The sequence below is a fragment of the Mucilaginibacter sp. genome (genome assembly GCF_025359345.1).
Lineage (GTDB): Bacteria > Bacteroidota > Bacteroidia > Sphingobacteriales > Sphingobacteriaceae > Mucilaginibacter.
Window position 1 is genome coordinate 107047 of sequence record NZ_JANYGQ010000018.1, and the last position, 15137, is coordinate 122183.

Annotated in this window: 11 protein-coding genes; 9 read left to right on the forward strand and 2 right to left on the reverse strand. The window is 42.1% G+C overall.

All coding sequences use genetic code 11. The features are described 5' to 3' along the window. Positions 1-56: 56 nt before the first annotated feature. Positions 57-4379 carry a two-component regulator propeller domain-containing protein gene (locus tag Q0R52_RS10990; protein ID WP_295794703.1) on the reverse strand — a complete coding sequence of 1441 codons (4323 nt, stop codon included), beginning with the start codon at positions 4377-4379 and terminating at the stop codon, positions 57-59. A gap of 384 nt (positions 4380-4763) precedes the next feature. Here Q0R52_RS10990 and Q0R52_RS10995 point away from each other — a divergent pair, with 384 nt between their 5' ends. Next, the gene (locus tag Q0R52_RS10995; protein ID WP_295794704.1) at positions 4764-5177 is read left to right on the forward strand and encodes a response regulator; all 414 of its coding nucleotides are present in this window, start codon (positions 4764-4766) and stop codon (positions 5175-5177) included. Positions 5178-5328: 151 nt separating this feature from the next. Beyond that, positions 5329-5739, forward strand: a complete 411-nt coding sequence (locus Q0R52_RS11000; RefSeq protein ID WP_295794705.1) for a protease inhibitor I42 family protein — start codon at positions 5329-5331, stop codon at positions 5737-5739. Here the strand turns inward: Q0R52_RS11000 and nudK are convergent. Beyond that, positions 5736-6311 (reverse strand): GDP-mannose pyrophosphatase NudK, encoded by a 576-nt coding sequence (gene nudK, locus Q0R52_RS11005; protein ID WP_295794706.1) that lies wholly within the window; start codon positions 6309-6311, stop codon positions 5736-5738. The two genes, Q0R52_RS11000 and nudK, sit on opposite strands and share 4 nt — an antisense overlap. A gap of 520 nt (positions 6312-6831) precedes the next feature. On the opposite strand from nudK, the gene Q0R52_RS11010 reads away from it, so the two are divergent. From Q0R52_RS11010 to Q0R52_RS11040, 7 genes are all read left to right on the forward strand, one after another. Continuing rightward, a complete protein-coding gene (locus Q0R52_RS11010; RefSeq protein WP_295794707.1) occupies positions 6832-7257 on the forward strand; it encodes an SRPBCC family protein in 426 nt (141 codons plus the stop codon). A gap of 182 nt (positions 7258-7439) precedes the next feature. Beyond that, positions 7440-8483, forward strand: coding sequence for an NAD(P)-dependent alcohol dehydrogenase (locus Q0R52_RS11015; RefSeq protein ID WP_295794708.1), 1044 nt, complete (start codon positions 7440-7442; stop codon positions 8481-8483). Between the two features lie 210 nt (positions 8484-8693). Next, positions 8694-9851 (forward strand): ATP-binding protein, encoded by a 1158-nt coding sequence (locus tag Q0R52_RS11020; protein ID WP_295794709.1) that lies wholly within the window; start codon positions 8694-8696, stop codon positions 9849-9851. Between the two features lie 135 nt (positions 9852-9986). Then, a complete protein-coding gene (locus Q0R52_RS11025; protein ID WP_295794711.1) occupies positions 9987-11663 on the forward strand; it encodes a histidine kinase in 1677 nt (558 codons plus the stop codon). Continuing rightward, complete coding sequence (locus tag Q0R52_RS11030; protein WP_295794712.1) at positions 11660-12415, forward strand: LytTR family DNA-binding domain-containing protein; 756 nt, start codon at positions 11660-11662, stop codon at positions 12413-12415. The genes Q0R52_RS11025 and Q0R52_RS11030 overlap by 4 nt, the downstream gene beginning before the upstream one ends. 149 nt (positions 12416-12564) lie before the next feature. Then, complete coding sequence (locus Q0R52_RS11035) at positions 12565-13788, forward strand: transglutaminase domain-containing protein (protein ID WP_295794713.1); 1224 nt, start codon at positions 12565-12567, stop codon at positions 13786-13788. A 129-nt stretch (positions 13789-13917) separates the two neighbouring features. Beyond that, complete coding sequence (locus tag Q0R52_RS11040; RefSeq protein WP_295794714.1) at positions 13918-15105, forward strand: class I SAM-dependent rRNA methyltransferase; 1188 nt, start codon at positions 13918-13920, stop codon at positions 15103-15105. The last annotated feature ends 32 nt before the right edge of the window (positions 15106-15137 follow it).

Here is a 15137-nt window from a genome sequence, read left to right on the forward strand (position 1 = left end):
AATCCCAAACTGTTGAAAATAACACACTCCCATATAATTAAATGTGCGCATATACTTTAATTTTCAAACCGCACCACGGGATGGTCATTCACAATAATTTTATTGAGATCGATAAGCCTATTCATTAAGCTTTCAATATTTACCGGTTTTGAAATGTAGTCATCCATACCCGCTTTAATACATTCGTCGCGGTCTTCGCTCATGGCATTTGCTGTCATTGCAGCAATTAAAGGCCTGGTACCGTATTTTTCCCTGATAACCCGCGTTGCTTCAAGCCCGTCAATATTGGGCATCTGCATATCCATTAAAATAAGGTCGTACGTTTTATTTTCCATTAAATCCAACACCTCCTGGCCGTCGTTGGCAAGGTCAGGCTGGTAGCCAAGCTTATTAAGTATCCTTGTAATTAATTTTTGATTCATTAAATTATCCTCGGCAACAAGCATGTTAAATGGATATTGTAATGCAAAATCTTCTGATAGCAGCGCCTTTTTCATTTCGGGTTGTGCAGCACCCCGTTTTTTTACATCCATTGCAATTACATCAAATAACTGTTGCTGCTTTACCGGCTTTGTTAAAACATTTGTAAAAAGGTGACCGTGCGTTTTGCGCGTTTCGTTCCCGATTGAACTTAACAATATCACAGGCATATCAGCCTGTATTGATTTTATCCGGCCAGCCAGTGTTATGCCATCCATATCCGGCATTTGCATATCGGTGATCACCATGTCGAAATCCTTTTGTGCCGATAAAATTGCGATCGCTTCTTTAGCGGAACTAACGGCGGTTACAATTATTTTCCATTTTTTTAGCTGCGTTTTTATAATTCTTAGGTTGGTATCGTTGTCATCTATTACCAGCACTTTTTTTCCTTCGCAAACTGTAGCTTCATAGTGTTGCTTAACTGCAGTGTCTTCGCCCTTTTTTGCTTTGATACTAAAAGTAAATTTGCTGCCCACACCATATTCGCTTTCCACATCTATGGTCCCCCCCATTAAATTTACCAGCCTTTCGCAAATAACCAGGCCTAAGCCGGTTCCGCCGTATTTACGCGACACCGATGAATCTACCTGGTTAAATGCCTGGAATAGTTTACCTAAATGCTGTTGCGGGATACCTATGCCGGTGTCGCGTATAGCAAAATTTAAATCAAATTCATCTCCTTGCAGTTCACCTTTGGTAACCATCAGGAAAACCTCGCCTTTATGAGTAAATTTAATAGCATTGCCAATAAGATTGGTTAAAACCTGGCGCAACCTTAACCCATCAGCATTAATATAGGCGGGAATTATATCATCAACCTGGTATACCAAATCAATACCGATATCGGCCGCTTTTGCTGCAGATAACTCCAGTACATCTTCAATGCACTTACGCAGGCTAAAATCGTGAGGATCGAGCTCAAGATTGCCCGATTCTATTTTGGAGAAATCCAGGATGTCATTAATTACAATTAACAACGACTCACCACTATTTACGATGGCCTCAGTATACTCACGTTGCTCGTTATCAAGACTTGTTTCCGACAATAACGAAGCCATCCCCAAAACACCATTCATTGGCGTCCGTATTTCATGGCTCATAGTTGCCAGAAAAGTGCTTTTGGCCCGGTTCGCTTTATCAGCTTCCAGGCGGGCCTTTTCAGCCATGATACGGGCCTGTGCTTCCTGTGTTCTTTGAATAGTTAGTTCCTGGTTTAAAAGTTCGAGTGATTTAGATTTCTCCTGTAGTTCGTCCTGCTGTTCTAAAAGCTCTTCTGATTGTAACTGCAGTTCCTCTGACTGCGTTTCCATTTCTTCTTTTTGTAATTGCAGTTCGTCGTTTAAAACCTTCAAATTGAAAGCCTGTAATTCTATCTCCTGCGTGCGGGCTTTCACCTGTATTTCTAACTCATCTTTTTGTTTTCTTACAAATCTTAACCTTATTAAATAAAACAGGTAAAACCATAGTATAAAAAACAGTATAGTGCCAGTTTTAAACCACCATGTCATCCAAAAGGGGGCTTTAATAACAATGTGAAGGGTAGCAGGGCTTTCACTCCAAACGCCATCATTATTAGCAGCTTTTACCTTAAAAATATATTCGCCGGGGTCGAGATTTGTGTAGGTAGCCTTACGTTGATTGCCTACAAATTGCCATTCTTTATCAAAGTTTTCAAGCTTATAGGCATAAGTATTATTTTCGGGTATGGTATAATCAAGGGCGGCAAACTCCAGTGTAAAGACGGACTGGGAATAGTCGAGCTGAATTTTACTTGTTATACCTATACTCTGTCGAAGAGGCGAGTTGGGCGTATCAAACTTTACAGGCTTATTAAATAATTCGAAGCCGGTAATAACCACCCGGGGTTTGTTATTATTATTAAACAGTTTATTGGGGTCGATGATAGTAAACCCATTAATACTTCCCAATGCAATTTCACCGCTTTTTAGCCTTGTGCCGGCGCCGAGGTTAAATTCTTTACTTTTTAAACCGTTATAGTAACCAAAATTTTTACACTCCCCGCTGGCAGGGTTAAACCGCGTTACCCCCTGCAGTGTACTTAGCCAAAGATTGCCCGAACTGTCACCCGCAATGTAATTAACAGTATTGTTTATTAGGCCATTGGTTTCGTTGTATATCTTAAATGTGTGGTTTTTAATATTATAGCTATTTAAACCGCCTTCCATTGTCCCTATCCACATGTTCCCTTTCTCGTCCTCATAAAACGTGCTGATAACATTGCTGGCCAACGTGCTGTTATGAATATTTATTTGCGCAAATTGACGCGTTGTGGGGTTAAACACAGATATCCCATTTGAATATCCCCCGGCCCAAATATTGCCTTCTTTGTCTTCGTAAAGGGCTTCAATGGTGTTATCGGCTAAACTGTTACTTGTTTTTTTGTCATTTAGATACCGGGTAAACGAATTCGTTTTAGGGTCGTATTCACTCAATCCGCCATCCTCCGATCCAATCCAGATATGGCCGTTATGGTCCTCAAGCAATGCATAAATGGCGTTTGATGTGATATCTACCCGGCCATTTCCTTTTATGTGGTGTTTGAATTGACCTGTGTTTGGGTTGAAGCAATCCAGTCCACCTGAATATGTTCCAACCCAAACAGCATCATTTTTTTTATTAATGAGTACACATGAGGTGAAGTTGCTCACCAAACTATTTGCACTTTTTGAGTTGTGCTGATAATAAACAGACCGTTGGTTGGCACGGTTAAAATATTCGAGACCTACATCTGTGGCGAGATACAGGTTTCCGTTTTTGTCTTCGGTAATGCCCCTTACAATATTTTTTGCTGAAGGGGTGTTTGTTAATGATGCCTGGTAAACAGGGAAAATTGATAGGTTTTTATCATATTTCAGGAGGCCTTCACTGGAGGTCCCGATCCAAAGTATCCCGGCATTGTCTTCGTATAAGGCATATACACCATCGTTGGGCATTGCGTTACTTCCATTGGTGTTTTCGTTAATGGGGATTAGCTTCCGGTTTGCCGCATCAAATAACTGCAGGGTTGTATTTGAACCTATCCAAAATCTATTGCCGGCCGTCTTTGCCAACGAGTAGATTGGATTGACACCACCTGCTGAATTCTTATCCGGGTTAATAGTATAGCTTTTAAATTTACGACTGTTTTTTTCCAGCAAGCTCAAACCTTTGCTGGTACCAATCCAGATGTTGTCGTTTTCGTCGCCTGTTATGGCATTAATACTGTTTGCCGATTTACCACCGGTTTTGTCAACAAAACGCTCCCATTTTCCGGTGGCCAGGTTAAGCATATTTAATCCTCCGGCTGTTCCAACCCATAAATGATTGTTACAATCCTCAAAAATTGAAAAGACGGACGAGTTGCTAAGCGACGCTGAATCACCGGGACTATTAACAAAACGCCTAAATCTGCCGGTGTATTTGTTGTATAAATTCAACCCGTTTTCGGTTCCGATCCATAGGTTTTTTTGCCGATCGCAGTAAATAAAAGTTATATTGTTACTGCTTATTGAAAGTGGCTTTAGGTTGTCGTGCTGAAATGTTTGAAATGAGTCGTGAGCGCGGTCATATTTACTCAATCCGCCAAGCCGGGTGCCCACCCAAATGCTGCCTTCTGAATCTTCACAAACGGAGTTTACATTATTTGCGGGAAGCGTTTTGGGGTTATTCCCAATGTGTTTGTAAACAACAAATTTAAAGCCGTCGTATTTATTTAAACCATCCTGTGTTCCAAACCACATAAAACCATACCTATCCTTGGTTACACATAGTATCGAGTTTTGCGAAAGGCCATTGGCGCTGTTTAATGCGGTAACATTCAATGTCATTTCCTGCGAAAGCGACACAAATGATTGCAGACAAAGAAGAAATATTAAAATATATTTTCCGGACCTCATTTAGCAGAAAACTGTAAGTGAGTGTTTATACGAAAAAACGGCGCTGAATGTTTGCGACTTGCAAATGGAATCAGTTAAAAGTAATTTTTGCTAATCTTAGGTTAAAAAAACGCCTCGCCTTAAATTATTGGTTAAGCAGGGCGCTGAATGGTAAGCACCAGCAGGTGTTGTATTGAAAAATTGCGCGCGTTTAAAAAACTGTATAGTATACCAATCATAATTATCTTGTTATAATAATATTGGTAATAAGCGGAATTTATTGAACCAGTACGTTTTAAGCTGTTTCTGCACAATTATGCCTAATTTACTGATGTTCAGTAATGTATTGGAACGGGTTTTGTTTTATCGCTGTTCCACTAAACGTCACACTTAATATTAATAATTATGATTAATTTATTAATGATAGACGACGACCCCATCGAGCATTTAATTATGCAGAAGATGCTGGATAAATTTCATTTGTTCCCCGATGCGTCACATAGCCAGGATGCACGTTTAAGTATGGACCTTATCGAAAGTTTTCATTCATCTCCGGATATTTTGCCCGATGTTGTTTTCTTAGACCTCAACATGCCGGGTTTTAACGGCTGGGACTTTCTCGATAGTTTTGAGCATATTTATAAACGGTTAAAAAAAACAATAGATATTTATATAATTTCATCATCAATTGATCCTAAGGACCAGCTGCTGGTTGATAAATATGCCTTTGTAAAAGCGAATATCAGCAAGCCGGTAAAGCTGGAAACATTGCTTAACTTGCATTCGTTGTACCAGGGCACGCGGCGGGCCGCCAGTTAGTTTAAGTCTGGAGTCTTTAGTCTAAAGTCCAAAGTCAGCCCAAGATCTCTTTTGCTTCAGACTAAAGACTTTCGATTAAACCTTTTCCCCTTGTCGCTGTAGCGTTCAAAGCTTATATTGCGTAATGGTATACAAGCTATTAACCCGCCACATGAAAATTAAATTACTCATTGTTTTATCTGTAATTGCATTGTCGCTATCATCGGTTTCGTCCTGCAAGAAAAATGGTGTTTCGCCTAACAGTGCGGTTCAGGTTGATTATACCAAAAACGGGCAAACCATTGCGCTGGCGAAAGGCCAATCGCTGAAACTAACGCTTAATAACCCGGCCGATGGCGGTTACGCGTTCGATCCGCCTCAATTTAATCCACAAGTTTTAACATTGGTAAGCCATTCTCATTCAAACCCCGGTACCAACGCACCTGTAGGTTTTGCCGGTACCGATACCTGGGAATTTAAGGCACTGGCCGCAGGCGAAAGCACGCTAATGGTAACCGCTACGCGCTCATTCGACAAAAGCAATCCTGCCACTATTTTTAGCGGTAAGGTAACTGCAAACTAGCCCAACAAATTATTTAGCGCGGCGTATTGCAATAGCATTATGGTTTTGGCATCCATTATTTCGCCCGTTTTAATCATGCCCAGCGCTTCGGTAAATGATAGCTCAAGCACTTCAATATTTTCACTTTCCTCTTCAAGCCCGCCACCTTCGGTAACTTTCATTTCTTTGGTGTATTCGGCGACAAAGAAATACAATATCTCGGTTACCGAGCCCGGCGACATATAAGCCTCAAATATTTTTTCGACATGGGTTATTTTAAACCCGGTTTCTTCCTCGGTTTCGCGCCTTATACAATCTTCGGCATTATCGGTATCTAACAATCCTGCGCAGGCCTCAATCAAATACCCCGACGCATTCCCATTTATAAAGGTGGGCATCCGGAACTGCCGTGTTAAAATTACCGATTGCTTTTCTTTATTATAAAGCAGGATGGTTGCCCCGTTTCCCCTGTCATAAGCTTCGCGGTTTTGTACTAAAACCTCACCCTTTTGAAGAATTTCATAAGTTACTTTTTTAAGCGTGTACCAGTTGTTTGAAAGGATTTCGGTATTCAGTATTTTTATGTTGCTCACTGTTGATAATTTAGGATAGATTTTTTTTAAATAACCGAATTATTAACGGCAAACTAAAATGGAAATTATACATGGGGAAAATTGTATCAATCGGAACAGAAAAGAAAACTTTCGCTAATGTGGGTTTGCCTGGGTCTGGACTTCTACTGCCGCCGGAAGCAAGCGTTCCATTTTTCCTCGGAACACCCGGAACGTTGTGAAACATCCTCACTATCAGTTGTTCTAATTTTTACCAATTGTAATGTCTTGATAATCAGCGCTTCCGGGTTTGTGGTTCTCAATGCCATGAAACGCATTGATAATCAATTGATTAATTTATAAAAAGAGATTATGTTTGAATGCGTGGGTAATTTTGGACGCTGACGGCCCAAGGCGGCGTGCTGGTATGCGACCTGGAGCTAACGCGGAAAGGAGGATAGACCGGTATAAAGAGACGCCCAATATTTTCATGTTTTTTGCATCAAAATGAATCTTTTACCTTTATTTTCGGATTAGGATTACCACCATTAAAAGCGTACATATGGCAGCAACAGAAAATAAAACAATAACGGTGTCAGCAACAATCAACGCGGGCGTTGAAAAGGTGTGGGAGTTTTGGACAAAACCCGAACACATAACACAATGGGCCTTTGCATCCGACGATTGGTATGCGCCTTATGCCGATAACGACGCGCGTACCGGCGGAAAATTTAAAACAACTATGGCTGCTAAAGACGGCAGCTTTAGCTTTGATTTTGAAGGCGTTTACAGTAATGTGAAAGAGCATGCGCTGATTGAATACGCCATGGCTGATGGCCGCACCGTTAAAATTGAGTTTAGCGGCAACGATAATACCACCGAAGTTGTGGAAGAATTTGTGCCGGAAAGCCAGAATCCTATTGAGATGCAGCGCGGCGGCTGGCAGGCTATTTTGGATAACTTTAAGAAACACGTTGAGGCTAATTAGTCTTAAGTCCTTAGTCACCAGGTAGCTTCTGACTCAGGACTTTCGGCTTAAGACTTAATAAGTACACTAAATTGATAAATATTTATTGCACAGGTAATACATGTTAACAACACACCTGTATATTTGCCATAAGGGTAGCCCTAATCACCCCGGATTATTAGCTAACTTAAAAAAACTCAACCATGATTGAAACAAAAGCTTATGCTGCTCAAAACGAGCACACCCCTTTAGCCCCCTGGACATTTGAACGCCGCGAAGTAGGGCCGCACGATGTTCAGTTCGATATTTTATTTTGCGGCGTTTGCCACTCCGATTTACACCAGATAAAAAACGACTGGTTTCCGGGCATTTTCCCAATGGTACCGGGTCACGAAATTGTTGGCCGCGTAATTAAAGTGGGCGACCATGTTAAAAAATTCAAAGTTGGTGACCTGGCCGGTACCGGCTGTATGGTGGATTCGTGCCGGGTATGCGAAAATTGTAAACGTGATTTGGAGCAATACTGTTTAAAAGGCAGTTCGCAGACTTACAATGGCCTTGAGCAGGATGGTAAAACGCCAACCTACGGCGGCTACTCAAACACCATTGTGGTTAATGAAGACTTCGTACTGCATGTGTCAGACAAACTTAATCTTGCTGCCGTTGCGCCACTTTTGTGTGCCGGTATAACTACCTACTCGCCGCTAAGGCACTGGAAAGTTGGCAAGGGCCATAAACTGGCAGTACTGGGCCTGGGCGGCCTTGGCCACATGGCTGTAAAATTTGGCGTTGCCTTTGGAGCTGATGTCACCGTATTGAGCACATCGCCCAAAAAAGAAGAAGATGCCAAAAAACTTGGTGCTCACCATTTTGTGGTTACCACGGATGAAGCGCAGGTAAACGCAGCAAAGGGAACTTTTGATTTTATATTGGATACCGTATCAGCCCCGCACGATTTTAACATGTACCTTTCGTTGCTGCGTACTGATGGTACACATATTTGTGTTGGAGTGCCGCCAGAGCCTGCACAGATAGCCGCATTCAGCTTACTGGGCGGTCGTAAAAGCCTTGCCGGTTCGGGCATCGGCGGCATAGCCGAAACCCAGGAAATGCTTGACTATTGCGCCGAGAATAACATTGTGTCAGACATCGAAATGATCGACATTAAAGATATCCAAACCGCTTACGACCGTATGGTTAAAGGCGATGTGAGGTATCGTTTTGTAATTGATATGGCTACGCTGTAATTGTTTAGCGTTTAAGAATTGAAAGGCATCTGCATTTGTTTGTGGATGCCTTTTTTGTGAAATGGATTGTTATTGATTATTTAAACATTTTTTGGGGCAAATTCAAAATAGAATGTTGACAAATTCAAAATAAAACAATGGCAAATTCAAAATGAAATGCCGGCAAATTCAAAATAAGCACTAAATTTGACTATACTTAAATGCTGATAAATGTATATTAACCGTCAAATTGCGCAAATAATAGCTGCCCAGCAATCTAAATTCCCGGTTCTTGCCCTAACTGGTCCAAGGCAATCGGGAAAAACCACGTTGTTGAGAGAATTATTTGCAGATTACCGATATATCTCGTTGGAAAATCCGGATACACGTTCCTTTGCAACTGATGATCCTGTCGGCTTTCTGAATCAATATAATGAAAAAGTAATTTTCGATGAAGTACAGCGCGTGCCTGCGCTATTCTCCTATATCCAGGGCAGAGTTGATGAGTCGAGACAGATGGGGCAGTATATTTTATCAGGCTCGCAAAATTTCCACCTGCTAAGTAATATAACCCAGACGCTTGCTGGCAGGGTGGCGCTGTTTAAATTACTGCCTTTAGATTTTAAGGAATTGAAACATGTTGATTTGCTGGATAGCACCTATGCTTCGGCTGCTATAAAGGGATTTTATCCAGCTATTTTCGACAGGGATATTGACCCGGTAGTGTTTTACGCCAATTATATACAAACCTATATTGAAAAAGACGTAACAGAGCTTTTAAATATCAGGGACTTAAAGCTGTTTCGCACATTTTTGAGCTTATGTGCCACTCGCGCAGGCCAGTTGCTAAACATTAGCGCTATTGCAAATGAATGCGATATATCACAACCTACCGCTAAAGCATGGTTATCTATATTGGAAAGCAGCTATATTATTTTTCTGCTGCAACCATACCACGAAAATTTTAATAAGCGATTGGTTAAAAGCCCCAAACTGTTCTTTTACGATACCGGCTTGTTAAGCCACCTGTTAGGAATAAGAACAGGTCACGAATTAATTGAAAACAGGTTAAAAGGTAATCTTTTTGAGAATATGATTGTCGCGGAGTATCAAAAGCAAAACCAGCATCAATACCTTCACCGCGAATATTATTTTTGGCAGGACCGCGCGGGTAATGAAGTTGATATGTTACTAAGAAAGCCCGGTGGTTTTGATATTTTTGAGGTCAAAGCCACACAAACCATTACCCAGGGGTTGTTTAACGGGATGGATTTGTTTGGTGAACTTGCGTTGCCGGCCGAAGTGCACAAAACGCTGATATACGGTGGTTCAGAAAATCAGGCGAGGACGAAATATAGCGTTGTGGGGTGGGACCATATCGGGGGTTAAGCTACCGGCGATTTTCCTTGCCTTCTTATAATCAATTCGCTTTTTAAACCAAATTCACACCACACGCCACCCAATTCACATCGCCGCAAAATAACATTTATAATCAGCAGACATTTGAGTATAAATCAAACGAAAATGAAAAAGATATTCCTGCTGTTGATAATAATTATCGCGTTAGCAAAACCAGCAAATGCACAAATTATGTGGGGTGCATACTCGCAAAGCTACCCAAGCGGGCTAACTGACAAACCGGGTAATATTGGTATAGTTTCAGCAATTAAAGAAATTAACAACGCATTTTGGGGCGATGGCAGCTGCGCCGCACTTACTGAGGCGCTGAAAAGAGACACGGCGTTTATCCGTAACCGCCCGCTAAACTTTGTCGCCATTACCACTTACGATACGGCGAAGGCACATTTTTTTCTGCATGGGGTTGATAAAAGCAATGCCAATAATTATGAATACCGGGTGATGATTGAAGATGGTCCGGTAGTAACGCCCTGGCAAAAACCCGCGAGCTTTACCGACTATATGGTGCAATCCGCATCGTCAATGCCACAGATGGCTTACCTGGGCGGTTACAACACTGCGCTTGGCAACCGGCTTATTGTGGATGTACGGTTAAAAAACTCGGGGAAAATTGTCGCTGCCGCTGTGGTAAAATGGCAGCCCGTTAAACCGACTATCAGCCAGATATACCTTCCTGATGAGCTGAACTTTTTTCTAAAAAGGCTTGCCCACCCATGGAGCTACCGGCAGGATGCAGCCGAGATTGACAAATGGAAGATGAAGTATCCGGCCGATCAGATTGATCGGTTTAGCTACCTGCCAAAGAAACTAATAGTTGCTCCCAAAGACAATAACCTGGTATTTTATTTCAGTGCCGATATTTACCACAAAGAGCAACTGGAGTACGAGTTGGTAAAAAACGATAACACCATCACCCCCTGGAAATACAACGATTTTGATAATAATTTCATCTGGCTAAAAAGCCTTGCACCTGGCCGGTACCTGTTAAAAATGCGTTATACCGCGCAGCGCGAACATGTAACCACTTATCCGTTTGAAGTTAAAACGCCCTGGTATGATTCCGTGCTATTTAAGATTATCGCCGGGATATTATCTTGTGCTTCGCTGGGCTTTGTTTTTTTCATGGTAAGGCATGTTAAACAAAAAGAGAATGCCGAGAAGGAACTGGCAAAAAAAACCAAGCTGCAACTGGAGCTTAAAAGTATTTATGCCCAGCTTAACCCGCATTTTATCTTTAATGCATTGAGTTCGATACAGGGCCTGATAAACAAACAGGATATAAAAGGCGCCAACAGCTACCTCTCGGACTTTGCCCGCTTGATGCGCGATTCGTTAAATAACAGCAATAAGGACCAAACATCGTTAGATAAAGAAATACTAACTTTAGAGACTTACCTGAAGCTAGAGCAGCTGCGGTTTGGGTTTACGTATCATGTCAATATAGATAAAAACATTAATGCTTATGAAACAGAAGTGCCATCGCTGTTGCTGCAACCGCTGGTTGAAAATGCCATAAAGCACGGCATCTCGGCATTGCAGGAGAAAGGCGAAGTAGCGGTTAACTTTACAAGGCGCGACAATAACATGATAGTAAATATTAAAGATAACGGTCCCGGATTTTTGGGAAATACAAATACTGATGGGTTTGGACTAAAACTCACCCATGACCGTATAAAGTTATTGAACGAGTTTACAAAAGGCCAACCCATTAAATTTGAAGTGAAAAAGAACAAGTCAACCGGTGCAGATATTGAGCTTACCTTTAATAACTGGTTTCTATGAGTATTAAGGCTGTATTAATTGACGATGAAAAGCACAATCTGACCAACCTGCAGGGGCTGCTAAATTCCTACTGCCCGCAGGTTACTGTTTGCGACACAGCTTTAAATGCTGATGATGGCACGTCTCTTATTTTAAAACACAGCCCGGATATTGTGTTTTTAGACATACAGATGCCCGGCAAAACCGGCTTCGATTTGTTAAGGGGATTGAATAACTATGATTTTGAGGTAATATTTGTTACCGCCTACGACCAATATGCCATACAAGCCATGCGCTTTGCGGCTGTAGATTATCTGTTAAAGCCTATTGATATTAATGACCTGCAGGCTGCGGTGGACAGGGCGATAAAAAAGTACCAGGCCAAAGCGCAGAACTTGCAGTTGGAAAACCTCATCCATTTATTAAAGGGGCAGCAAAACAAGGATGAACAGCGCATCGCTTTAAACACACTCAAAGAAACCCGCTTTGTTAAAACAGGTGAAATTATACGCTGCGAATCGTCGAACAACTACACCACCTTCTTCCTGCAAGATGGCGAAGAACTTTTGGTTTGCAAGCCCATTTACGAGTACGAAGAGATATTAAAAGACTACGGCTTTATCCGCTGTCATCAATCGCACCTGGTAAATAAACAGCTTGTTAAAAGCTGGAAAAAGGAATATGGCGATTTCCTGCTTTTGTTTAACGGTAATGAAATCCCCGTTTCGCGTAATAAAAAAGAGGCAGTTAAAAAAGCGATGGATACAGGGTAAACCGATCATCGTCATGCTGAACTTGTTTCAGCACCCCACTTGCTAAATAGACAGTTCGACATTTTATTAATTCCTGTATATCCCGCGAAAATTTTTCCGCCAGGCAACCTTTTGCCTCAAATTTTCATCTTACATAAAATCTTAAAACAATGAAAAAATTACTGCTGGTATGTGGTATTTGTTTAGGCGCATTTATAGTAAAAGCGCAGGAAAGCAACGAATCCACTGATTTTAATAAATATTGCGTAAAAATGGAGAGCAACATGCTGGCGGCTTCCAAAGAAAAAGATTACCCAAAGGCAATCGCGGTTGTTAACGATTGGCTTGGCCGTTACAATAAATTATCTCCCGCTGCAAAGCAAAACAGCCAAGGCCTTACACAAAGCCTTTATTATAACCAGGCCTGCTATACCGCTTTGAACAAACAAAAACCAGAAGCTATTGCATGGTTTAAAAAAGCAGTTGATGAAGGCTTCAGCAATTATGCAAATGCAAGTGTCGACAGCGATTTAAACAGCCTGCGCGATGATCCTACGTTTATAAAACTATTGAGCCAAATACGCGGAAAATACGACTATGGCTATATTTTGAAAAATGCCGGGACCTATAGTAACGCAGCTACAGGCCTGCCGGCGTTTACCTATCAATCGCCATCCGCACCCGAGCTTGTTGATTTCAAAATCAAATTCAATCTCGATTCCGTCAGCGGCAATGGCGACGAGATAAGCAAAATTAAAAACCTGCTGTACTGGGCGCACAACGTAGTAAGGCACGATGGTAACTCGAACAATCCGCCATCACGAAATGCGCTGGATATAATTGCGGTATGCAAAAAGGATGACCGCGGCGTTAATTGCCGCATGATGGCCACTATATTAAAAGACGCTTACCAGGCAGAGGGCTTTAAAGCGCGGTTGGTAACCTGTATGCCGAAGGACACCGCTGATTTTGATTGCCACGTAATCACGGTAGTGTGGTCGAAGACATTGAACAAATGGGTGTGGATGGATCCGACCTTTAACGCTTATGTAAGTGACGATCAGGGCAACTTACTGAATATTGAGGAAGTGCGCGGACGGCTAATTGCCAGCAAACCGCTGGTATTAAATGACGATGCCAACTGGAACAATAAAGTGAAACAAACTAAAGAAGATTACCTGGGCCGCTACATGTCGAAAAACCTGTACTGGCTTAGATGCGCGCTTAAAAGCGATTGGGATTTAGAGACCCGCAAGGTTGTAAAGGATGTTGAATATATTAACCTGTACCCCGGCGGGTTTAGCACTATTCAAAATCAGCCTAAAGCGGTGTCAAAGGGTACAATTGAATATGCCGCCAATAATCCTGAATATTTTTGGCAAAAGCCGAACTAAACTAAGATTTTTTGGATTATAGGATTTCTTACAGGTATAGCGATGGGTTTTAAACCCACCGCTATACGGTATATTTCTAAAATCCCTCAAATCCATTAATCCCGGTCCTGATTTAATACCTTTGCAACTATGATTGAGGTTGTATTAAAAAAGGGTAAAGAAAAAGCTGTTTTGCACCGCCACCCGTGGGTATTTTCGGGTGCCATCGAAAAAGTAAAAGGTAAACCTGCCAATGGCGATGTGGTAAAACTTATTGATGCCAAAGGCGTATTTATGGCCTATGGTTTTTACAACGACCAATCGCGTGTTGCCCTGCGCTTGCTGGAATGGGATGAAACCGTTGAAATTAACGAGCAGTGGTTTAAAGATAAAGTGGCTGTAGCGGTTGAAAGCCGTAGCGAGGTTTTGGTTGATGGCGTCACCAACACCTGCCGTTTAATATTCAGTGAATCGGACTACCTGCCAGGGTTGATCGTAGACAAATACGCCGATCATTTAGCGGTGCAGGTACTTACCTCGGGTATCGAAAAAATGATGCCTTGTATTATAGATGAACTGAATAGAATCCTAAAACCTGAAAGCATTTTCGATAAAAGCGATGCTACATCGCGTGGTCATGAAGGATTGCAAACACAAAACATAGTATTGGCCGGCACACATCCGCCTGATAGGGTTGAGGTAATTGAAAACGGAATTAAATACAACATCAACATCGCCGAAGGGCAGAAATCGGGCTTCTACTGCGATCAACGCGACAACCGCAAAATTGTAGCCGCTCATGCCAAAGGCAAAAAGGTTCTGGACTGTTTTAGTTATACCGGTGGGTTTACGTTAAACGCGCTGCAAAACCAGGCCGCCGCCGTTATGTCTGTTGATAGTTCTGCCCTGGCCGTTGAAACCCTAAAAGAAAATGTGTTGCTGAATGGGTTTGACGCCGGTAAAGTAACCACAGTAACATCCGATGTAAATAAACAACTCCGCAAACTACGGGAGGATGGTGGGCTGTTTGACATTGTCGTTCTCGACCCTCCAAAGTATGCACCATCGCGGTCGGCATTGGACAAAGCTTCACGGGCATACAAGGATTTGAACAGGTTAGGGATGTTACTACTGAATAAAGGCGGCCTGCTGGCAACCTATTCCTGCTCGGGCGCTATGAATATGGAAACCTTTAAACAGGTGCTGGCCTGGGCCGCGCTTGATGCCGGGAAGCAGGTACAATTTATAAACCAGCTTTGTCAGCCGGAAGATCACCCGGTGCGGTCGTCATTTCCGGAAGGGGAGTATTTAAAGGGATTGCTTTGCAGGGTGTATTAACGAAAGGTTTTTTCCGCGGCTTGATATTTTTA